A 20,009-nucleotide genomic window follows, 5' to 3' on the forward strand; every position below is an offset into this window, starting at 1 on the left:
GCGGCGCGTCCGGGTCACGGACGGCGCAGCGCGTCGGCCGCGGCGGTCGCCGCCGGGCCCGCCGCCAGCTCGGTCTCCAGCAGCTGCTTGCCGAGCAGCTCCGGGTCGGGGAGCTCCATCGGGTACACACCGTCGAAGCAGGCGCGGCAGAGGTTCGGCTTGTCGATCGTCGTCGCCTCGATCATCGAGTCGATCGAGATGTACGAGAGGGAGTCGGCGCCCATGGAGGTGCAGATCTCGTCGACGGTCATGCCGTTGGCGATCAGCTCGGCGCGGGTCGCGAAGTCGATCCCGAAGAAGCAGGGCCACTTCACCGGCGGCGAGGAGATCCGGATGTGGATCTCGGCGGCGCCGGCCTCGCGGAGCATCCGGACCAGGGCGCGCTGGGTGTTGCCGCGGACGATCGAGTCGTCGACGACCACCAGGCGCTTGCCCTTGATGACTTCCTTGAGCGGGTTGAGCTTGAGCCGGATACCGAGCTGGCGGATGGTCTGCGAGGGCTGGATGAAGGTCCGGCCGACGTAGGCGTTCTTCACCAGTCCGACGCCGAACGGGATTCCGCTGGCTTCGGCGTAGCCGACGGCCGCGGGGGTGCCGGATTCCGGGGTCGCTATGACGAGATCCGCGTCGGCGGGGGCCTCGGCGGCCAGCCGGCGGCCCATCTCCACCCGGGAGAGGTAGACGTTGCGCCCGGCGATATCGGTGTCGGGACGGGCCAGGTAGACGTACTCGAAGACACAGCCCTTGGGCTTCGCTTCTGCGAAGCGGGAGGAGCGCAGACCGTTCTCGTCGATGGCGACGAGCTCGCCCGGCTCGATCTCGCGTACGTAGCTGGCACCGCAGATGTCGAGTGCGGCGGACTCGGATGCGACCACCCAGCCGCGTTCCAGCCGGCCCAGCACCAGCGGGCGAATGCCCTGCGGGTCACGGGCGGCGTAGAGGGTGTGCTCGTCCATGAAGACGAGGGAGAACGCGCCCTTGACGTCGGGGAGCACCTTGGCGGCGGCTTCCTCGATGGTGAGCGGCTTGTCGTCCTCGTCGCGCTGCCCGGCGAGCAGCGCGGTCACCAGGTCGGTGTCGTTGGTCGCGGCGACCTGGGTGGCGCGGCCGTCCTTGCGCGGGAGGTCGGCGACCATCTCCGCGAGCTGGGCGGTGTTGACCAGGTTCCCGTTGTGGCCGAGGGCGATCGAGCCGTGCGCGGTGGCACGGAACGTCGGCTGCGCGTTCTCCCACACCGAGGCACCGGTGGTGGAGTAGCGGGCATGACCGACCGCGATATGGCCCTGGAGGGAACCCAGAGACGTTTCGTCGAAGACCTGCGAGACCAGTCCCATGTCCTTGAAGACCAGGATCTGGGACCCGTTGCTCACTGCGATGCCCGCGGATTCCTGTCCGCGGTGCTGCAGGGCATACAGTCCGAAATAGGTGAGCTTGGCGACCTCTTCACCCGGAGCCCAGACACCGAAGACGCCACAAGCGTCCTGGGGGCCTTTCTCTCCGGGGAGCAGGTCGTGGTTGAGTCGTCCATCACCACGGGGCACGGCACCGAGTGTAGGCGAGATCGACCACTGGTCCGAATTGGGGACCGGTGGGCAAACGCCCGATGGAGCACCGGGAACGGGCCTGCCCGTCGCCCGGGGAGGGCGATTCGCGGGACTTCGGCCGGTGACGTTGTGTGACGACCTCGCGGGCGGATCGGGCCTCGCCTGGCGACCGCGGGGCCCGCTTCCGGGCCGAGCGGCCGGTTACCGACTGGTAGGGCGGGTAGGCGGCGGACGGGCGGCCGTGGCGCTCGGTGAACCTTCCCGGTCCCCGCCCCGGCCGTCGGCCGAACGCCCGTTTCGTGGTGAGCCTCACACCGGAGAGCCGGATTCAGCCGTGCTGGGAGCTGGTTTCGGCCCCGGGAGGTGTGGCTGTGGCGCCGATCCCCTTGCCGCCGTCCGCGGTGACGGTGAGCGTGCTGCCCTTGACCGTGTACGTCGTCGAGCCCTTGAGGGCGGCGAGCACGGCGCGCTCCACCTCCATCTCCGGCTCCGGGCACATCTTCCGGGTGCCGACCACCGGGCCGAACGTGATCGTGCCGTCCTTGACCGTGGCCTTGCCGCGGAAGGAGTTGCAGCCGGAGTTGCCCTGCACGGTGCCGTCCTCGGCGAGGGTCAGATGGGGCGCCTTCTCCTTGGGCAGATCCGCCGGGACGGTCGTGGCCGTCTCGCCGCTGAGCAGCGTGGTCACCGTCCACCGGGTGCCGACCAGCTCGGCGGGCTTCTCCTCGCTGAGTGCCATCGTGTCGCCGCTTTCGGTGGTGAGGGTCAGCCGGTCGCCGGAGAGCTTCGCGGTGTGCTCGCCGCCCATCGCGTCGATGGCGGCCTTCTCGAACTTCTCGATGCTCTCCTCGCACGCCATCTGCGTGGTGACGGGCTTGCCCAGGGTGATCCGGTCGCCCTTCACCCGGGCGTCCACGCTGATGTGGTTGCAGCCGAAGTGGGCCTTGGCCCGGCCCTTCGGGTCGATCTCCAGCCGGGCCCCCTCCGGGGCCTCGGTCTTCTTCCCGCCGACGGTCACGGAGTCGACGCTCCACGCCACCCCGGTGACGGGGACGTCGCTCCGCACGGTGTCGCCGCCGTCGCCGGATCCCTTGCCGGAGCCGGAACCCGACTCCGTACCGCAGGCGGCGAGGGCGAGGAGGGCCAGGACACTGACGCTGAGGGTCATACGTTGGGTGCGCATGGCGATGTGACGGGTCGAGGCCCCGATCCGGTTCCGTCCAAGACCTCGATCCGGTTCCGTCCGCTCCGCTTCGGGGCCGGCCGGCTCAGCCCAGCAGCGGCAGCAGCTCCGCCAGGTCCGCCCGCTCCCCGCTCGCGCTGACCTCGGCGTCCTCCAGCGCCTTCGCCCACTCCGTACGTCCGGTGGCGAGCCGGATCCAGGTCAGCGGGCCGGTCTCCACGACATTCGGCGGGGTGCCCCGGGTGTGCTTGGGCCCGCCGATGCACTGGACCACCGCGAACGGCGGGATCCGCACCTCGACCGAGCCGCCGGGGGCCCGGTCGGCGACGGCGTCCGCCAGCAGCCGGGTGCAGGCGGCCAGGGCCTGCCGGTCGTACGGGATCTCCGAGCCGAGCGCCTCGTTCAGGTCGTCCGTGTGGACGATCAGCTCGACGGTCCGGGTGACCAGGAAGTCGGTCAGCCGCATGGCGCCGACCCGGGTGAGCAGCAGGCGCTCCCCCGTACCCGACGCCGGAACCGCTTCGGTGAACCCCGCCTCCGCCTCCTCGTACAGCGTGGTGAGGTCGGGGCGGCCGGCCGCAAGCTCCTCGACGTCCTCGGAGATCCGGGCGGCGTGCGCGGCGGTGGCCGACGGCCACTCCAGCAGGGGGACTTCGGGCTTGGGGCCGGGCGGCTCGGGCTGAGCCAGGGACCGGGAGACGCTGTCGAGCCCCATCGCGACATGCGCGGCGAGCTCGCGCACCGTCCAGTCGCCGAGCCGGGTCGGCCGGGCGAGCTGGTCGGGCGTCAACACAGCGACGGCGTCGCGCACATGGGCGAACTGGGCGAGGACCGCCGTCCGGGTCCTGAGGTGGTCGTAGGCGCGCGGGCGCTTCTTGGCCGGGGGCATGGGGCCGAGACTAACCGGCGGCACTGACATCGGTGCCGACGGTGAACGTCTCGCCGTTCGCGGGAACGCCGACGCCCCGCCAGGTGAACGGGACGCCCCGGGCGTTGTCGAGGTCCGGGCCGTCCATCAGGTGGAAGTGGAGGTGGGGTTCGCTGGTGTTGCCGGAGTTCCCCACCCGCCCGAGCCGCTGCCCGGCGCGGACCGTGTCCCCGGCCTTCACCCGGAGCGAGCCGCGCCGTGCGTGCGCGTAGGCGGCGTACGTACCGTCGCCGAGGTCGAGGATCACGTGGTTGCCGATGATCCGGTGCACGCCGGCGATCGAGCGGATGTTGCCCTCGATGAGCATCAGGTAGACGAGACCCAGCAGCGAGTTGCGGCTCAGGTGGTCGCGCTGGCCGTCGCTCGCCCGGACGACCGTGCCGTCGGCCACCGCGAGCAGCGGGACGCCGAAGGCCGGAAAGGAGCGGTTGCGGCGGAAGAACGGCCAGAGCCAACGGAACGCCGGCCGGGCCGGGGCCTCACCCTCCCCCGTCTCCGGGTCGGCCACGATGTCGATCGCGTACGTCTGCCCGTAGACGTGCGTCCCATGGCTCGGCACCTTGTCCGCCGGGCTGTTCAGGGCCGTCCAGCGTCCGGTGACCGGCGGGTCGACCTCCACCGGGGGCCGCGGTTCACCCTGGGGTGAGGCGGCCCGAACCTGGAGGACCGTCGTCGCCGCCATGAGGGCGAGAACGACCATCGCGGGCAGGAAGGCGGTCGCCCAGCCCGGTCCGGGCAGATCCGTGACGAACTCGCTGATCATCAGCGCGAACAGGACCAGCCAGGACAGTCGCATGGCGATCGGGACGGCTTTGCGGACAGACACGTTTCCCCCTGCTTTCCGTTGGTTCTACGGCTGGTTCTACGGCCGCGCCGCCGTCAGCACCACCAGCAGCGGTACGACCCGGGCGGGCGGCACCTCGTACCTGCCTCGCCCGGCCGCGTGCAGCCATCCCGCGCCGGTCAGCTGGCGCAGGTGGTGGTAGATCTGGCCGGTGGTGCCGGCACCGTCGAGCGCGGCCAGCTCGGCGGCCGTCCTCAGGCCGCCGAGGATCTCGCGGAGCAGGCGCAGTCGGACCGGGTGGCCCAGCGCGGCGAACGACTCGGCCACGTCCGCCCAGTCCCCGTCGAACAGGGCCTCGGTGTAGGCGCCGTACTGCCACCCGTACTGCTCACCGGTGGGCAGCCGGACCGCGCCCGTGTAGAGCACGCCCCCGTCGGCCGCGGCCTCCCCGACCTCGGCGAGCTGCTGTTTCAGCCCGTCCAGCGCCCAGAAGTCGCCGTCGCCCAGGCGGGGGGACTCGGGGTCCTGCCGCTCCAGCGCCGTGAGCCGCCTCTCCAGCTCGGCGACCCGCTGCTCCAGCTCCATGACACCAACCTTACGTAATTACGTAATCTCTATCAAGGGATGTGAAGGGGGAAGGCCGAAGCCCCCGCCCGGGTCATCCGGGCGGGGGCTTCAGAGGTGCCGGTCGGCGCTCTGCTCAGGCGAGCAGCGCGGGGATCGTCGCCTCGTGTGCCGTACGGAGCTCGCTCAGCGGGATGCTGAACTCGCCCTGGATCTCGATCTCCTCGCCGTCCACGACACCGATGCGGGCGACGGGCAGACCGCGCGCGCCGCACATGTCGTTGAAGCGGAGCTCCTCGCTGCGCGGGATCGAGACGACCGCGCGTCCCGCCGACTCGGAGAAGAGGAACGTGAACGCGTCCAGACCGTCCGGCACGACCAGCCGGGCGCCCTTCCCGCCGCGCAGGCAGGACTCGGTGACGGCCTGGATCAGACCGCCGTCGCTCAGGTCGTGCGCGGCGTCGACCATGCCGTCGCGGGAGGCCGAGATGAGGATCTCGGCGAGCAGCTTCTCGCGGCCGAGGTCCACCTTGGGCGGCAGGCCGCCGAGGTGGTGGTGGACGACCTCGGACCAGGCCGAGCCGCCGAACTCCTCGGTCGTGTCGCCCAGCAGGTAGAGGAGCTGGCCCTCTTCCGCGAAGGCGATCGGCGTACGCCGGTTCACGTCGTCGATCACGCCGAGCACGGCCACGACCGGCGTCGGGTGGATCGCCGTCTCACCGGTCTGGTTGTACAGCGAGACGTTGCCGCCGGTGACCGGGGTGCCCAGCTCCAGGCAGCCGTCCGCGAGACCACGCGTGGCCTCGGAGAACTGCCACATGACGTCCGGGTCCTCGGGCGAGCCGAAGTTCAGGCAGTTGGAGATGGCGAGCGGCTTGGCGCCGGAGGCGGCGACGTTGCGGTACGACTCCGCCAGCGCGAGCTGCGCACCGGCGTACGGGTCGAGCTTGGCGTACCGGCCGTTGCCGTCGGTCGCCATGGCCACGCCCAGGTTCGACTCGGCGTCGACGCGGACCATGCCCGCGTCCTCGGGCATCGCCAGCACGGTGTTGCCCTGCACGAAACGGTCGTACTGGTCGGTGACCCAGGACTTGGAGGCCTGGTTCGGGGATGCGACCAGCTTGAGGACCTGCTCGCGCAGCTCGGCGGCGTTCGCCGGGCGGGCGAGCCGGCCCGCGTCGTCCGCCTGGAGCGCGTCCTGCCAGGACGGGCGGGCGAACGGGCGGTGGTAGACCGGTCCTTCGTGCGCGACCGTGCGCGGCGGCACGTCCACGATCTGCTCGCCGTGCCAGAAGATCTCCAGCTGGGAGCCCTCGGTCACCTCGCCGATGACGGTGGCGATGACGTCCCACTTCTCGCAGATCTCCAGGAAGCGGTCCACGTGCTGCGGCTCGACGATCGCGCACATGCGCTCCTGCGACTCGCTCATGAGGATTTCCTCGGGCGAGAGGGAGGAGTCGCGCAGCGGCACGGTGTCCAGCTCGACGCGCATACCGCCGGAACCGGCCGAGGCCAGCTCGCTGGTGGCGCAGGAGAGTCCGGCGCCGCCGAGGTCCTGGATACCGTCGACGAGCTTCTCGCCGAAGATCTCCAGGGTGCACTCGATGAGGAGCTTCTCCTGGAACGGGTCGCCGACCTGGACGGCGGGGCGCTTGGCCGGGCCGGTGGACTCGAAGGTCTCCGAGGCCAGCACGGAGACGCCGCCGATGCCGTCGCCGCCGGTGCGGGCACCGTAGAGGATGACCTTGTTGCCGGTGCCGGAAGCCTTCGCGAGGTGGATGTCCTCGTGCTTCATCACGCCGATGCAGCCGGCGTTGACCAGCGGGTTGCCCTGGTAGCAGGCGTCGAAGACGACCTCGCCGCCGATGTTGGGCAGGCCCAGGCAGTTGCCGTAGCCGCCGATGCCCGCGACGACGCCCGGCAGGACGCGCTTGGTGTCGGGGTGGTCGGCCGCGCCGAAGCGCAGCGGGTCGACGACCGCGATCGGGCGGGCGCCCATCGCGAGGATGTCGCGGACGATGCCGCCGATGCCGGTGGCCGCGCCCTGGTAGGGCTCGATGTACGAGGGGTGGTTGTGCGACTCGACCTTGAAGGTGACCGCGTACCCCTGGCCGATGTCGACGACGCCGGCGTTCTCACCGATGCCGACGAGCATCGCGTCGTTGGCGGGGACCTTCTCGCTGAACTGCTTGAGGTGGACCTTGCTGCTCTTGTACGAGCAGTGCTCCGACCACATCACGGAGTACATGGCGAGCTCGGCGCCGGTGGGACGGCGGCCCAGGATCTCGCGGATCCTGGCGTACTCGTCCTCCTTGAGGCCGAGCTCCTTCCAGGGCTGCGCGGCGTCCGGGGTCTCGGCCGCGTGCTTGACCGTATCCAGGCTCATGCGTTGACCAGCTTCTTGATGATCGAGGTGAAGAAACCGAGGCCGTCGGTGCGGCCGGTGCCGATCAGCGGCTCCACGGCGTGCTCCGGGTGCGGCATCAGGCCGACGATGTTGCCCGCGGCGTTGGTGATGCCCGCGATGTCGCGGAGCGAGCCGTTGGGGTTGCCGTCCAGGTAGCGGAAGGCGACGCGGCCCTCGGCCTCCAGCTCGTCGAGCGTGTGCTCGTCGGCGGTGTACCGGCCGTCCATGTTCTTGAGCGGGACGCTGATCTCCTGGTCGGCGCTGTAGTCCGAGGTCCAGGCGGTCTCCGCGTTCTCCACCCGCAGCTTCTGGTCGCGGCAGATGAAGTGGAGGTGGTTGTTGCGCAGCATCGCGCCGGGCAGCAGGTGCGCCTCGGTCAGGATCTGGAAGCCGTTGCAGATGCCGAGGACCGGCATACCGGCCTTCGCCTGCTCGATGAGCGGCTCCATCACCGGCGAGAAGCGCGAGATCGCGCCGGCCCGCAGATAGTCCCCGTAGGAGAAACCACCGGCCAGGACGACCGCGTCGACCTGGTGCAGGTCCTTGTCGCGGTGCCACAGGGATACGGGCTCGGCGCCCGCGATCCGGACGGCGCGCAGGGCGTCCTGATCATCGAGGGTGCCGGGAAAAGTGACGACGCCGATACGGGTGGTCACTTCTCCTCCTCCACCTTCACGACGAAGTCCTCGATGACGGTGTTGGCGAGGAACGTCCCGGCCAGCTCGTTAATACGGGCGAGGGCGGCGTCGTCCACCGGTCCCTCGACCTCCAGCTCGAAACGCTTTCCCTGACGAACGTCCGCGATTCCCTCGAAGCCGAGACGGGGCAGTGCACGCTGCACCGCCTGTCCCTGCGGGTCGAGGATCTCGGGCTTGAGCATGACGTCGACTACGACGCGTGCCACTGGCACTCCCGGTGTGGTGGTGTGATGCGGCTGTCTCTCCGGGGGGCTCCCCAGACCCCCGCGGGTCCACTCAGCCTACCTGGCCAAAATTTCTACGCGGGTAGATATCGGGCGGGACGGACACCGGTGAGCGCATCGCGCAGATCACGCCGAGATATCGGACACGACACCGCACGGAAAAGGTCTGGGAAAAACCCGCCCGGATTGCACACGGATTGCACACGGACACGCGGATGTAATTGGCTGGGCTTCACAATGCGGTACCCGCCGCTGTACAAATGATTACCGGGGAAAGCACCATTGCCCCGGGGACAACGGAACAGTCGACATCTCGTCGATCCGCATCCGCCCGCCTGACAGCCGGAAGGCCGGCATCCGCGCACGCAACACGCGCCGGTGCCGTAGGAAAGGACCGATATCCGTGGCTCAGCGCGTAGTGGTGACGCTCTCCGACGACATCGACGGGGGAGCAGCGGCGGAAACGGTGACCTTCGCCCTGGACGGGAAGACGTACGAGATCGATCTCAATCCCGCCAACGCGAAGAAACTGCGGAAGACCCTGGCGCCTTACGTGGCAGCCGGCCGTAAGCAGACAAATGCCAGCAAGCACGGCAGGACGCCCACGGCCTACCACCACACCTCCCTCGCCCCGGACCCGGCGGCCGTCCGCGCCTGGGCCCGCTCGCACCGGATGGAGGTGCCGGCCCGGGGCCGCATCCCGAAGAAGGTCTACGAGGCGTTCGCGGCGGCAAGCTGAATCGCGGCTTGCCCGCCGGGGCCGCACCGGCCGTCCGGGTCCGCCGACAACAGACCGGGCCGCCGGACGCTCCGTCAGGCGGCCCCGGACAGCCCGCCGGACGACTCGCGGGCCGGGCCCGGGGGCCCGCTCCGCAGGGTCCGCGGGGAGCCGACTTGCGCGACACCCCCGCAGGTCGGCTAGAGTCTGGAGCACGCCGAGGGGCGAGGCCGCAAAGCCGAATCCCACGCAGCGTGCGGGTGTAGTTCAGTAGTAGAACATCCCCCTTCCAGGGGGAAGGCGCAGTGTGCAATTCCTGTCACCCGCTCTGCACAACTCTTCGGACCACTTCGTTGGATCAGGTAGAGTAGTGCTCGCTCCACCGGTGAAAGCCGAGTGGCTGCACTGCGGACGTAGCTCAGTTGGTAGAGCGCAACCTTGCCAAGGTTGAGGTCGCCAGTTCGAACCTGGTCGTCCGCTCAGCATCAAAGGCCCTGACCTTCTCGGTCAGGGCCTTTGTCGTGCTCCCCGTGTCGTGCTCCCGGTTCCTCCGGACGCCCCCATGACGTTTGTCATGAGCAGTGGTGACAGCGCGCACTGCTCGCGGGCCGGTTCCGGCGGAAACCTTGAAGCATGACCAGCGACGACATTCTCAGCGACCGCGTGAACGGTCCCGTGATCGAGGCGAACGGGGTCCGACGCCGTTACGCCGGCGGCTTCGAGGCCGTGTCCGGGATCTCCTTCTCCGTGGCCCGCGGCGAACTGTTCGCCCTGCTCGGGACGAACGGCGCGGGCAAGACCTCCACCGTGGAACTCCTCGAAGGCCTGGCGCCGCCGACCGACGGCACGGTCCGGGTCCTCGGCCACGACCCGTACCGCGAACGCGCCGCCGTCCGCCCCCGTACCGGAGTGATGCTCCAGGAAGGCGGCTTCCCCTCCGACCTCACGGTCATGGAGACCGTCCGCATGTGGTCGGCCTGCACCACCGGTGCCCGCCCCGCCGCCGAGGCCCTGGAGATGGTCGGCCTGACCGTCCGGGCCGACGTGCGCGTCAAGCAGCTGTCCGGCGGCGAGAAGCGCCGTCTCGATCTGGCGCTCGCCCTGACGTCCCGGCCCGAGGTGCTCTTCCTCGACGAGCCGACGACCGGTCTGGACGCCGAGGGCCGGCAGGAGACCTGGGAGCTCGTCCGGGCGCTGCGGGACAACGGCACGACCGTGCTGCTGACCACGCACTACCTGGAGGAGGCCGAGGCGCTCGCGGACCGCCTGGCGATCATGCATCAGGGGAGGATCGTGACCACCGGGACCATCGCCGAAGTGACCGCGCAGCAGCCGGCCAGGATCCGGTTCGTGCTGCCCGAGGCCGTGCCGGCGGCGCGCCTCCCGCTCTCGCTGCGGGCCGCGGCCGAGGGCTCCCGGGTCGAGATCCGCACCCCCGCCCTCCAGGAGTCGCTGCACGAACTCCTGGAGTGGGCCCGGGAGTCCGGCGTACGGCTGCACGGTCTCGACGCCCGCTCCGCCTCCCTGGAGGAGGCGTTCCTCGACATCGCGAGGACCCAGCACACGCCCCGGGACCAGGACCCGCGCCAGGTCCACGACCGCTCCACCCGCTCCGGCGGCCCGCAGAGCACGAAGAGCACGAAGAAGGTGACGGCATGACGACCACCACGACCCCCGCCCGCGACCGGACGTCCGCCGGCTCCCCCACGGGCGCGGCGGCCGTGACCCGGCGGCTGACCGCCCTCGGCCGCGCCGAGCTGATCCTCCTGCTGCGCAACCGGACCGCGATCGTCGTGGCCCTGCTGCTGCCGCTCGCGATGATCTTCGCGATGCGGTCCTCGCTCGAACAGATCGACCTCGGCGGCACCGGACTCACCGTCGCGGGCGCCACCCTGACCGGCGGCATCGGCATGGTGCTCGTCCAGGTCGTCTACATGAACCTCGTCTCCGCGTACGTCGCCCGGCGCGAGGAACTCGTCCTGAAGCGGCTGCGTACCGGCGAGATCTCCGACCGCGAGATCCTCATCGGCACCGCGCTGCCGTCCGTCGCGCTGGCGCTCGCCCAGTGCGTGCTGCTGGTGGTGGCCGGCGCGATCGCCTTCGATCTGAGCGCCCCGCACCGCCCCGATCTCCTGCTGGCCGGACTGGTGCTGGGCTTCGTCCTGATGTCCGCCCTGGCGGCGGCGACCGCCGTGATCACCCGGACGGTGCAGACCTCGCAGCTCACCACCCTGCCGCTGTTCTTCGTCTCGCTGTTCGGTTCCGGACTGTTCGTCCCGCTGGCGGTGTTCCCCGACAAGCTGGCCTCGGTGCTGGAGCTGCTGCCGATGACGGGCGTGATGACCCTGATCCGGCACGGCTGGCTCGGCGGTGTCGAGAGCGGCGACCTGGTCGTCGCCGGGGTGACCGCGCTGGCCTGGACCGCCTTCGGAGTGTTTGCTGTGCGACGGTGGTTCCGCTGGGACCCGCGCGGCTGACATGAAGGGGCTGAGGGGTGTGATCGGTCGGGTACGGGGCTGGCGGCGCGGCTGGCACGAGCGCAGCAAGCTCCAGCGCATCGACCTCTACACGCGGGTGACGCTCTACTCGATCACCTGGTTCTTCGCGGTGTCCTGGGGCCTGCTGCCGCTCGGCGACGCCCTGGACGAGGGACCGGTGGCGATGGCCATAGCCGCAGCGTTCCTCGTCGCCAACATCACCCAGTCCGTCCTGAGCAACCGCAATCTCGCGTCCGCCTTCGACCACTACCGGGGGGCGGGTCCGTTCCCTCCGCGGCGGTTGCGGCTGCCCGTCGCGCTCCAGGTGGTGATGACCGGCCTGCTGGTGGCGCTCGCGGCGGTGAACGGCATCAAGGACCAGGCACTGGTACTGCTGGTGCTGGACCTGCCCGTGGCGTTCGCCATCCCGTATGTCCTGCTCGTACCGGTGCGGACGTTCCTGGCCCGGAGCGCCGCCTGCTCGGTGGTCGTCGTGTCGCTCCTCGCGGCCGTGGGGGTACCGGGCGGACCGCTGTTCGGGGCGGCCGCCTCACTGGTCGTCGTCACCCTGCTGGTTCTCGTCTCGACCCGGCCGAGTGTCTGGAGCCTGTCCGTGATGTGGCAGGCGGAGGAGGCGCGGGACATGCAGGCCCGGCTGGCGGTGGCGGAGGAGCGGCTGCGGTTCGGCCGGGACATGCATGACGTGCTGGGCCGGAACCTGTCGGTGATCGCCCTGAAGAGCGAGCTGGCCGTGGAGCTGGCCCAGCGCGGGAACCCCGCGGCGATGGACCAGATGGTCGAGGTGCAGCGGATCGCCCGGGCGTCGCAGCAGGAGGTCCGCGATGTCGTACGCGGCTACCGGGAGGCGGATCTGCCGACCGAACTCATGGGTGCGCGGGGCGTGTTGCAGGCCGCGGGGATCGCCGTCACCGTCGAGGGGGCGGACGGCCCGGCCGGTATCGGGGCTCCCGCCGCCGTCCAGGCCGCGCTCGGCTGGGTGGTGCGCGAGACCGCGACGAACGTCCTGCGCCACGGCGACCCGCGCCACTGCTGGATCCGGCTCGCGCGGACCCGGGACGCGGTGGTCCTGGAGGTCGAGAACGACGGGGCCGGCACCACGGATCCGCCCGGCGGCCCGGACGACGGCGGTGGTTCGGGCCTGGCCGGGCTGCGCGAACGGCTCGGGGCGCTCGGCGGGACGCTCAGCGCCGGGCCCGCCGGGGACGACCTCTTCCGGGTGACGGCGACGGTGCCGCTCGTGGCTCCCCGCCCGGACGCGAACGGCCGGCCGGACGCGAACGGCCGGCCGGACGCGAACGGCCGGCCGGCGCCCGGGGACCCTGCGACCGGGGACCCTGCGACCGACGCCGACACCGACACCGACGCCCGCACCGACACCGGGACCGCTTCCCCTTCCGCTCCTCCGGAGGAACGACGATGACCACCGCGCAGCCCCTGCGGGTCCTGCTGGCCGACGACGAGCACCTGATCCGGGGCGCGCTGGCCGCGCTGCTCGCCCTGGAGGAGGACCTCGTCGTGGTCGCGGAGGCGGCGAGCGGCCCCGAGGCGCTGGCGATGGCCCTGGCGCACCGGCCCGACGTCGCCGTCCTGGATCTCGAGATGCCGGGCGCGGACGGTGTGAAGGTCGCCACATCGCTGCGGACGGAACTGCCGCACTGCCGCACCATGATCGTGACCAGCCACGGCCGCCCCGGACACCTCAAGCGGGCGCTGGCCGCCGGCGTACGGGGGTTCGTCCCGAAGACGGTCAGCGCCCGGCGGCTGGCCGAGATCATCCGAACCGTCCACGCCGGGAACCGTTACGTGGATCCGGAGTTGGCGGCCGACGCCATCTCCGCCGGGGACTCGCCGCTGACCGCCCGGGAGGCCGAGGTCCTCGAACTGGCGGCGGACGGGGCGCCGGTCGCGGAGATCGCGGAGCGGGCCTCGCTGTCCCAGGGGACCGTACGCAACTATCTGTCCTCGGCCGCCACCAAGATCGGTGCGGAGAACCGGCATACGGCAGTGCGTCTCGCACGCGAGCGGGGTTGGGTATAGTAGGCATCGCGCTTCGGCGCACTGCGGACGTAGCTCAGTTGGTAGAGCGCAACCTTGCCAAGGTTGAGGTCGCCAGTTCGAACCTGGTCGTCCGCTCCAGATGGAGGAAGCCCCGGTCCTTTCGGACCGGGGCTTCCTGCGTATCCGCGTGCGGCTACGACCAGTTGGTGCCGGTCAGCACCTCGTACGCCTCGATGTACTTGGCGCGGGTCGCCGTCACGATCTCCTGCGGCAGGGCCGGGGGCGGCTGCTCGCTCGCGCGGTCCCAGCCGGAGGCCGGCGAGGTCAGCCAGTCGCGCACGAACTGCTTGTCGTAGCTGGGCTGCGCGCGGCCGGGCTCCCAGGTGGCGGCGGGCCAGAAGCGCGAGGAGTCCGGGGTCAGCACCTCGTCGGCGATGATCAGCCGCTCGGTCCCGTCCTCGGTGGTCTCGAAGCCGAACTCGAACTTGGTGTCGGCCAGGATGATCCCGCGCTCGTGCGCGATGTCCCGGGCCCGGCGGTAGACGTCGAGCGTCGTGCGCCGCAGCTCGGCGGCCGTCTCCACGCCGACCGAGCGGGCGACGTCCTCGTAACTGACGTTCTCGTCGTGGTCGCCGACGGCCGCCTTGGTGGCCGGGGTGAAGATCGGGCCGGGCAGCTCGGAGCCGTTGACCAGGCCCTCGGGGAGGCCGATGCCGCAGACCGTGCGGGTGGCGTCGTACTCGACGAGCCCGGAGCCGGTCAGATAGCCGCGGGCCACGCACTCGACCTCGACCATGCGCAGGCTCTTGCAGATGAGGGTGCGGCCCGCCCAGTCGGCCGGGGCGCCCGGGGGCAGCTCGGTGGAGATGACGTGGTTGGGGACCAGGTCGGCGAGCTGGTCGAACCACCAGAGCGAGAGCCGGGTGAGGACGCGGCCCTTGTCGGGGATCTCGGTGGGCAGGACCCAGTCGTACGCGGAGATACGGTCGCTGGCGACCATGACGAGGTCGCCCGCCTCGTTCCGGTACAGGTCACGCACCTTGCCGGTGTGCAGGTGGGTGAGGCCCGGAACCTGTACGGGCTCGGGCTTTTCTACAAAACCGGACACGGTGCCTCCGCGTAGATTGATCCAGGAGCGGTTCCGATTGTCCCGTATCCGCGGCCCGGTCTTCGCCCGGGGCCCGGCCTTCGGTCAGTCGCGCTTGCAGATCCGGTCGAGGAGGTTGGCCGTGGCCCGCTGGATCCGGGGGTCCGTGTGGCCGGGGCGGTCCAGGGCCGGGGACCAGGCGAAGGTGCCGGAGGCGAAGACGAGCGCGCCGGAGGGGGACTGGTAGAGCGAGGTCTCCTGGTGGCGGGTGGCGCCCTCGGAGTCCTCGTACGGGGAGTGGGCGAGCAGGATCCTGTTGTCGTGCTCGGGCAGGCTGGTGCGCGGGAAGTAGCGGTCGGCCTCACCGGCGACCAGGCCCTCGATCTCGTCGCCCTCGACCGCGCCGGTGGAGTCCCAGAGCCAGTGCTCGGCGTTGCGCACGACCAGCGGGCGGGGATCGGGCACCCGGCCCGCGTACTGGATGCCCAGGAGCTGCTGCTCGGGCCGGTCCACCTCGCGCCACAGCGCGGACTTCCCGGGCCCCCGGCGCTTGCGGCAGGTCAGCAGCCGGTCCGCCTCACCGGAGGCGGACGGGGCGAGGCCCACCTGCCAGTACATGGTGTTGGCGGAGAGGAAGACGAGCGAGGTGCCGGAGTCCCGGGCGCGCTCGGCGGCCCGGCGCATCGGCAGCGACCAGTACTCGTCGTGGCCGGGGAAGACCAGGCCCCGGTAGCGGCTGGGGTCGACGCGGCCCGCGTGCAGGTCGCGGGCGTCGGCGTAGGCGAGGTCGTAGCCGTACCGCTCGGCCCAGCGGATGAAGTCGTACGCGTGTCCCACGTGCAGCGGCAGGCCGGCCCCGGCGTACGGGCGGTCGAAGGAGATCGTGACGGCGGCGTCCTCCTCGCCGAGCAGCCGCCCCCGCTCGTCCCACGCGTGGTAGAGGCTGGCGCCGGTGCGGCCGTCCTCCGGGTAGAGGTTGTACGCCTGCCAGGTGATGTCGGGCAGCAGGAGCAGCAGGTCGGCGGGGTGGTCGTGGCGGACGGTGAAGGGGATGTGCGAGCGGTAGCCGTCGGCGGTGGTCAGGACGGCCACATACGCGCCGACGGACCAGTAGCTCGGGATCTGGAGCCGCCAGGACATCCACCAGTGGTGGCAGGAGACGGTCCGGTCGGCGGCGAGCGGCGGGGGCTGGACGATGCCGGAGAGCCGCGGGCTCGTGGTGATCTTGGCCGCGCCGTCGCCGCCGTAATGACCGATCCGGTAGACGTCGACGGAGAACTGCTGGGGCGGGTCCACGGTGATGTGGAAGTCGATGGCCTCGCCGGGGGCCGCCGCCCCGGGTGAGACGAAGCCCTTGATCTGGCGGTGCACGTCGTCGGCGGTGCGGGTGCCGCCGCCGGTGGAGCGGGCGAGGTCGGCGTACCAGGGGACGACCTGGCCGGTGTCGTCGAAGTAGTTCTCACTGCCGCGCAGCCAGGGCAGCGGGCCCTGCCCGAAGGGATCGCTCACCGCGTGCGCGAGGGCACCCGACTCCCACCGGCGAATCTGCTCCGCCCCCATGCCGCGCCCCTCCCTCGGATCCCCCGGAGCCGGACGACTCCGGGGATCCCCCGGACAACTCTGGTGCGCCGAATGTCAGCGCCGATCCCCAGCACATCACATAACGCATGCACCCCGTCACCCTTCGTCGCGAATTGACGGGAACGGAACCTTTCACTCCGGGCGATGGGTGGTACGCGAGCACGTATGTGGTCACACCAGCCGGACCGGCTTGTCGGAGCGCACGCCCACCTCGGCGAGCCAGGACAGCAGCGGGTCCGGATCGCCGTCCTCGACCAGGCTGAGGACGGGAGTCGCGAGGTCCGCCCGGCGCTCGCCGCCGACGAGCAGCGCGGGGCCGTCCAGCCAGTCCAGGCCGGGGGCCGCGCCCGCCGTGTCCACGGCCGCGCAGCAGACCATGGCCGCGACGTGGTCGGCGAGCAGCTCGGTGCCCGTACGCGGCGGCTGGAGCGGGAAAAGGGGCAGCGGTCCCGGCCCCCAGAGGTCGAGGGGGTCGTCGGCCGCGCCGGACTCCGGGCCGCCGTGCCCCGAGCCCGCGTGACCAGGTCCTGCTTGTCCGGCGCCTGCTTGTCCGGCGCCTGCCTGTCCGGCGCCTGCTTGTCCAGGGCCGCCGGGCCCCGTACCGCCGTGGCCTGTACCTCCGTGGCCCGTACCTCCGTGCCCCGGGGTCTCCGCCTCCTCGCGGGCGACCGCGGCGCCGATGCACGCCGCGAGCTCCTCGCCCGGACCGCCGGGCCCGCCGGGACCGGACAGATGCTCCATGACCCGGGCCAGGGTGGGGACGGCCGGGTCGCCGGCGGAGGCCGGGGGGACGCCCAGGGTGTCCAGGACCCGGTGCAGCCGGGCCGCTTCCGTACGCCACTTCCGGTCGACGACCTCGTCGGGATACTGCTGCCAGTCCACCGGCGCCCAGTCCGGACCGCTCTCGGCGGGCCCGCCGTGGAAGAGCCGGGCGGCGAGCAGGGACGCCGCCTCGTCGGCCACCCCGGGCTCTTCGAGCAGGTCGCACGCGGGCCGCTCGCCGAGGCGCAGGGCGAAGCCGTCGGCCAGCCGGTCCCGGCGGGAGAGCTCGGTGAGCGCGGAGACGACCCCGGCGTCCAGCCGGGAGGGCCAGCGGCCCATCCGCCAGGCGGGCAGCGCCACCCGGGTCAGCAGCCGGTCCCAGCCGGCGTAGGCGAGACCGACCTGTTCCTGGGCGGAGATGCGCAGCCCGTAGTCGACCGTCTGGGCCCGCATGGACGCGGCGGCGGCCACACAGCGCTCCATCTCGGCGGCATGGTCCCGGCAGGCCCGCAGCAGCAGCCGGGCGACCCAGCCGGCGAAGGCGAGCGGCGCCCCGCGCACCGCGCCCCGGCCGGGGGCGTCGGCATCGGCGATCGCGGCGTCCAGACCGCGTACGAAGCGGCGGGCGGCGGCTATGTCGGGGTGCGCGGACGGGCCGGTGCCCGCCACCACGGGGGCGAGGACAGCGCGGAGCTCGGCGACCCGCATCCACCACAGGAACGGCGAGCCGATGACCAGGACGGGCGCGGTGTCCCCGGATCCGGATCCGGCGCCTGCCCCGGCCCCGTCCCCGGCCCCGGCCTTCGCCGAGCCCCTCCGGCCGCTCCGGAGCGCACGGTGGGTCCGGTCCTCCAGCCAGCTGTCGCAGTCCGGGGTCAGCGCTATGGCCGAGGGCGCGGGCACGTCGAGCCGGTCGGCCAGGTCCCGGACCAGGCGGTAGAGGTCGGGGGCCCCTGCCTCCGGCACCGGGACGGTCGGACTCATGGCGGGCCGTGCGCGGGCCACGGAGACGGCGACCAGGACGGTCACCAGCAGGACGACGACCGCGACGCCGAGGACCGTCCAGCGCACGGCGTCCCAGGCCGGACCGGCCAGGTGGCCCTGCGCGCCCGCCGCGAACAGCACGACGGCGAGGGCCGCGGGCAGAATGGCCACCGCCAGTGCCCTGCTGCGGATCCGCAGCAGGGAGAGCGCTCGGGCCTGTGCGGCCCGCGCACCCAGCTCCTCACCCACATCAATACCGGTCATGGCCGGACGTCACCCCCTCTGCCCCTCGACGGTGTTGCTCACTCCCCCACTGTGGCACCCGTCACCGACATCGCAATGCCGGTGGGCCAAGTGCCGGAACGCTTGCGCCGCACCCTAGTTGGGGCTCCGGCACCCGTCATCCGGATGGCCCAGTCGTCACCCGATGGAATGGCTTTGGGCAAAGCTGCTGACGTGTTCGCGTCCATGGGTAAGCGTCCCGGCCGGCCGCCTCCCCCATGGGCTCGGACGGCGCGGACAGGGAGCAGCCCCTCGCGCCTGGCCGCGTACGCCGATGGCGTACGGGGGCGGGCGGAGGGGCTGCGGAGTGTGCGTTACGGGGGTCAGTCCTGGGAGGCCTTGAGCGCGATGTCGGTACGGTGCTGGGAGCCGTCCAGGCGGATCCGGCCGAGCGCGGTGTAGGCACGCTCCCGTGCCGCCGTGAGGTCCTTGCCGGTCGCGGTCACCGAAAGCACCCGGCCGCCCGCGCTGAGCACCGCGTCGCCCTCGGTGCGGGTCCCGGCGTGCAGGACGTACGCGTCGGGCCCATCCTGCGCCGCGACGTCCGCGAGCCCGTCGATCGGGTCGCCGGTGCGCGGGGTGTCCGGGTAGTTGTACGAGGCGATGACCACGGTGACCGCGGCGTCGTCGCGCCAGTTCAGCGGCGGGAGGACGTCGAGGGTGCCGTTGGCGGAGGCGAGCAGGACACCGGCCAGCGGGGTCTTCAGCCGGGCCAGGACGACCTGGGTCTCCGGGTCGCCGAAGCGGGCGTTGAACTCGATGACCCGTACGCCGCGCGAGGTGATCGCGAGGCCCGCGTAGAGCAGCCCGGAGAAGGGCGTGCCCCGGCGGCGCAGCTCGTCGACGGTCGGCTGGAGGACGGTCTGGAGGACCTCGTCGACCAGCTTGGGGTCGGCCCACGGGAGCGGGGAGTAGGCGCCCATGCCGCCGGTGTTCGGGCCCGCGTCGCCGTCCAGGGCGCGCTTGAAGTCCTGGGCCGGCTGGAGCGGCAGCACGGTGGTGCCGTCGGTGATCGCGAAGAGGCTGACCTCGGGGCCGTCGAGGAACTCCTCGATGACCACGCGGTCGCAGGAGAGCGCGTGGTCGCGGGCGGCGGCGAGGTCGTCGGTGACGACGACGCCCTTGCCGGCCGCGAGGCCGTCGTCCTTGACGACGTACGGGGCGCCGAAGGCGTCGAGGGCCTCGTCGATCTCCGCGGGGGTGGTGCAGACGTAGCTGCGGGCGGTGGGGACCCCGGCGCCGGCCATGACGTCCTTGGCGAACGCCTTGGAGCCTTCCAGCTGCGCGGCTTCGCCGGAGGGGCCGAAGCAGGGGATGCCCGCCGCGCGCACGGCGTCGGCGACACCGGCGACGAGCGGCGCCTCCGGACCGACGACCACCAGCCCGGCGCCCAGCTCGGTCGCGAGGCGCGCGACGGCGTCACCGTCGAGCGCGTCGACCGGGTGCAGTTCGGCCACCTCTGCGATACCGGCGTTGCCGGGGGCGCAGTACAGAGCGGTGACATCGGGGTCGAGGGACAGAGAGCGGCACAGGGCGTGTTCGCGGGCGCCGCCGCCGATGACGAGGACCTTCACGGGGTGCAGCCTAGCCGCCGGGCGCGGGGAGCCCCGACGGCCGCCGGTCCGTGGACGACGACGAGGGCCTCACGGCTCACTACGGGCGGCCACCACGGCCGCACGGCTGGTTGGGGGCCCGCCACTGCTCGGCCGCCGGTCCATGGACGAGCCACCGCGGCCCGGCCACCGCCCGGCTTGCCCAGCTGCCGCC

The 20,009-nt window shown here is 71.9% G+C and carries 17 protein-coding genes and 3 tRNA genes; 8 read left to right on the forward strand and 12 right to left on the reverse strand.

Annotation, left to right across the window (positions count from 1 at the left end; genetic code table 11):
- Nucleotides 1-14 precede the first annotated feature (14 nt).
- The 8 genes from purF to purS all read right to left on the reverse strand — a co-directional run bounded on the left by purF (nt 15) and on the right by purS (nt 8,314).
- The gene (gene purF / locus ACIQPT_RS13635; RefSeq protein WP_401155639.1) at nt 15-1,541 is read right to left on the reverse strand and encodes an amidophosphoribosyltransferase; all 1,527 of its coding nucleotides are present in this window, start codon (nt 1,539-1,541) and stop codon (nt 15-17) included.
- Between the two features lie 331 nt (nt 1,542-1,872).
- Nucleotides 1,873-2,727 carry an META domain-containing protein gene (locus ACIQPT_RS13640; RefSeq protein WP_401155641.1) on the reverse strand — a complete coding sequence of 285 codons (855 nt, stop codon included), beginning with the start codon at nt 2,725-2,727 and terminating at the stop codon, nt 1,873-1,875.
- Between the two features lie 85 nt (nt 2,728-2,812).
- Nucleotides 2,813-3,616: a sterol carrier family protein gene (locus ACIQPT_RS13645; RefSeq protein WP_401155643.1), complete on the reverse strand. Its 804-nt coding sequence runs from the start codon at nt 3,614-3,616 to the stop codon at nt 2,813-2,815.
- A 10-nt stretch (nt 3,617-3,626) separates the two neighbouring features.
- Nucleotides 3,627-4,481 (reverse strand): M23 family metallopeptidase, encoded by an 855-nt coding sequence (locus ACIQPT_RS13650; RefSeq protein ID WP_401155644.1) that lies wholly within the window; start codon nt 4,479-4,481, stop codon nt 3,627-3,629.
- Nucleotides 4,482-4,517: 36 nt separating this feature from the next.
- Nucleotides 4,518-5,024 carry an ArsR/SmtB family transcription factor gene (locus ACIQPT_RS13655; RefSeq protein ID WP_401155646.1) on the reverse strand — a complete coding sequence of 169 codons (507 nt, stop codon included), beginning with the start codon at nt 5,022-5,024 and terminating at the stop codon, nt 4,518-4,520.
- A 115-nt stretch (nt 5,025-5,139) separates the two neighbouring features.
- Nucleotides 5,140-7,389: a phosphoribosylformylglycinamidine synthase subunit PurL gene (gene purL, locus ACIQPT_RS13660; protein WP_401155648.1), complete on the reverse strand. Its 2,250-nt coding sequence runs from the start codon at nt 7,387-7,389 to the stop codon at nt 5,140-5,142.
- Entirely contained in the window at nt 7,386-8,066 is a 681-nt protein-coding gene (purQ, locus tag ACIQPT_RS13665; RefSeq protein WP_401155649.1) for a phosphoribosylformylglycinamidine synthase subunit PurQ, read from the reverse strand. The genes purL and purQ overlap by 4 nt, the downstream gene beginning before the upstream one ends.
- Nucleotides 8,063-8,314, reverse strand: a complete 252-nt coding sequence (gene purS, locus ACIQPT_RS13670; RefSeq protein ID WP_401155651.1) for a phosphoribosylformylglycinamidine synthase subunit PurS — start codon at nt 8,312-8,314, stop codon at nt 8,063-8,065. The genes purQ and purS overlap by 4 nt, the downstream gene beginning before the upstream one ends.
- A gap of 421 nt (nt 8,315-8,735) precedes the next feature.
- Here purS and ACIQPT_RS13675 point away from each other — a divergent pair, with 421 nt between their 5' ends.
- The 8 genes from ACIQPT_RS13675 to ACIQPT_RS13710 all read left to right on the forward strand — a co-directional run bounded on the left by ACIQPT_RS13675 (nt 8,736) and on the right by ACIQPT_RS13710 (nt 13,684).
- Entirely contained in the window at nt 8,736-9,071 is a 336-nt protein-coding gene (locus ACIQPT_RS13675) for an Lsr2 family protein (protein ID WP_401155653.1), read from the forward strand.
- Between the two features lie 235 nt (nt 9,072-9,306).
- Nucleotides 9,307-9,378: transfer RNA gene (locus ACIQPT_RS13680), tRNA-Gly, on the forward strand.
- A 79-nt stretch (nt 9,379-9,457) separates the two neighbouring features.
- Nucleotides 9,458-9,530, forward strand: a tRNA-Gly gene (locus ACIQPT_RS13685).
- A gap of 153 nt (nt 9,531-9,683) precedes the next feature.
- Complete coding sequence (locus ACIQPT_RS13690; RefSeq protein ID WP_401155655.1) at nt 9,684-10,709, forward strand: ABC transporter ATP-binding protein; 1,026 nt, start codon at nt 9,684-9,686, stop codon at nt 10,707-10,709.
- Nucleotides 10,706-11,527, forward strand: coding sequence for an ABC transporter permease (locus ACIQPT_RS13695; RefSeq protein WP_401155657.1), 822 nt, complete (start codon nt 10,706-10,708; stop codon nt 11,525-11,527). Before ACIQPT_RS13690 ends, ACIQPT_RS13695 begins: the two co-directional genes overlap by 4 nt.
- A 1-nt stretch (nt 11,528) precedes the next feature.
- Nucleotides 11,529-12,968, forward strand: a complete 1,440-nt coding sequence (locus ACIQPT_RS13700; protein WP_401155659.1) for a sensor histidine kinase — start codon at nt 11,529-11,531, stop codon at nt 12,966-12,968.
- Nucleotides 12,965-13,585, forward strand: a complete 621-nt coding sequence (locus ACIQPT_RS13705) for a response regulator (RefSeq protein ID WP_401155661.1) — start codon at nt 12,965-12,967, stop codon at nt 13,583-13,585. Before ACIQPT_RS13700 ends, ACIQPT_RS13705 begins: the two co-directional genes overlap by 4 nt.
- 23 nt (nt 13,586-13,608) lie before the next feature.
- Nucleotides 13,609-13,684, forward strand: a tRNA-Gly gene (locus ACIQPT_RS13710).
- Nucleotides 13,685-13,739: 55 nt separating this feature from the next.
- Here ACIQPT_RS13710 and ACIQPT_RS13715 read toward each other — a convergent pair.
- From ACIQPT_RS13715 to purD, 4 genes are all read right to left on the reverse strand, one after another.
- Nucleotides 13,740-14,654, reverse strand: a complete 915-nt coding sequence (locus ACIQPT_RS13715) for a phosphoribosylaminoimidazolesuccinocarboxamide synthase (RefSeq protein ID WP_401155663.1) — start codon at nt 14,652-14,654, stop codon at nt 13,740-13,742.
- Between the two features lie 84 nt (nt 14,655-14,738).
- On the reverse strand, nt 14,739-16,193 hold the full coding sequence (locus ACIQPT_RS13720) for a N,N-dimethylformamidase beta subunit family domain-containing protein (protein ID WP_401155664.1): 1,455 nt from the start codon (nt 16,191-16,193) through the stop codon (nt 14,739-14,741).
- A 192-nt stretch (nt 16,194-16,385) separates the two neighbouring features.
- Nucleotides 16,386-18,224, reverse strand: coding sequence for a hypothetical protein (locus tag ACIQPT_RS13725; protein ID WP_401155666.1), 1,839 nt, complete (start codon nt 18,222-18,224; stop codon nt 16,386-16,388).
- Between the two features lie 341 nt (nt 18,225-18,565).
- Entirely contained in the window at nt 18,566-19,816 is a 1,251-nt protein-coding gene (gene purD, locus ACIQPT_RS13730) for a phosphoribosylamine--glycine ligase (protein WP_401155667.1), read from the reverse strand.
- Nucleotides 19,817-20,009 lie beyond the last annotated feature (193 nt).

The organism is Streptomyces sp. NPDC091289 (assembly GCF_044757365.1).
In the GTDB taxonomy this organism is placed as follows: domain Bacteria; phylum Actinomycetota; class Actinomycetes; order Streptomycetales; family Streptomycetaceae; genus Streptomyces.

Coding starts and splice junctions, on each gene's coding strand:
- ACIQPT_RS13720 (WP_401155664.1), bottom strand. CDS start 16,193: ATGGGGGCGGAGCAGATTCGCCGGTGGGAGTCGGGTGCCCTCGCGCAC.
- ACIQPT_RS13645 (WP_401155643.1), bottom strand. CDS start 3,616: ATGCCCCCGGCCAAGAAGCGCCCGCGCGCCTACGACCACCTCAGGACC.
- ACIQPT_RS13700 (WP_401155659.1), top strand. CDS start 11,529: ATGAAGGGGCTGAGGGGTGTGATCGGTCGGGTACGGGGCTGGCGGCGC.
- ACIQPT_RS13655 (WP_401155646.1), bottom strand. CDS start 5,024: ATGGAGCTGGAGCAGCGGGTCGCCGAGCTGGAGAGGCGGCTCACGGCG.
- ACIQPT_RS13690 (WP_401155655.1), top strand. CDS start 9,684: ATGACCAGCGACGACATTCTCAGCGACCGCGTGAACGGTCCCGTGATC.
- ACIQPT_RS13725 (WP_401155666.1), bottom strand. CDS start 18,224: ATGACCGGTATTGATGTGGGTGAGGAGCTGGGTGCGCGGGCCGCACAG.
- ACIQPT_RS13695 (WP_401155657.1), top strand. CDS start 10,706: ATGACGACCACCACGACCCCCGCCCGCGACCGGACGTCCGCCGGCTCC.
- purL (WP_401155648.1), bottom strand. CDS start 7,389: ATGAGCCTGGATACGGTCAAGCACGCGGCCGAGACCCCGGACGCCGCG.
- ACIQPT_RS13705 (WP_401155661.1), top strand. CDS start 12,965: ATGACCACCGCGCAGCCCCTGCGGGTCCTGCTGGCCGACGACGAGCAC.
- ACIQPT_RS13640 (WP_401155641.1), bottom strand. CDS start 2,727: ATGCGCACCCAACGTATGACCCTCAGCGTCAGTGTCCTGGCCCTCCTC.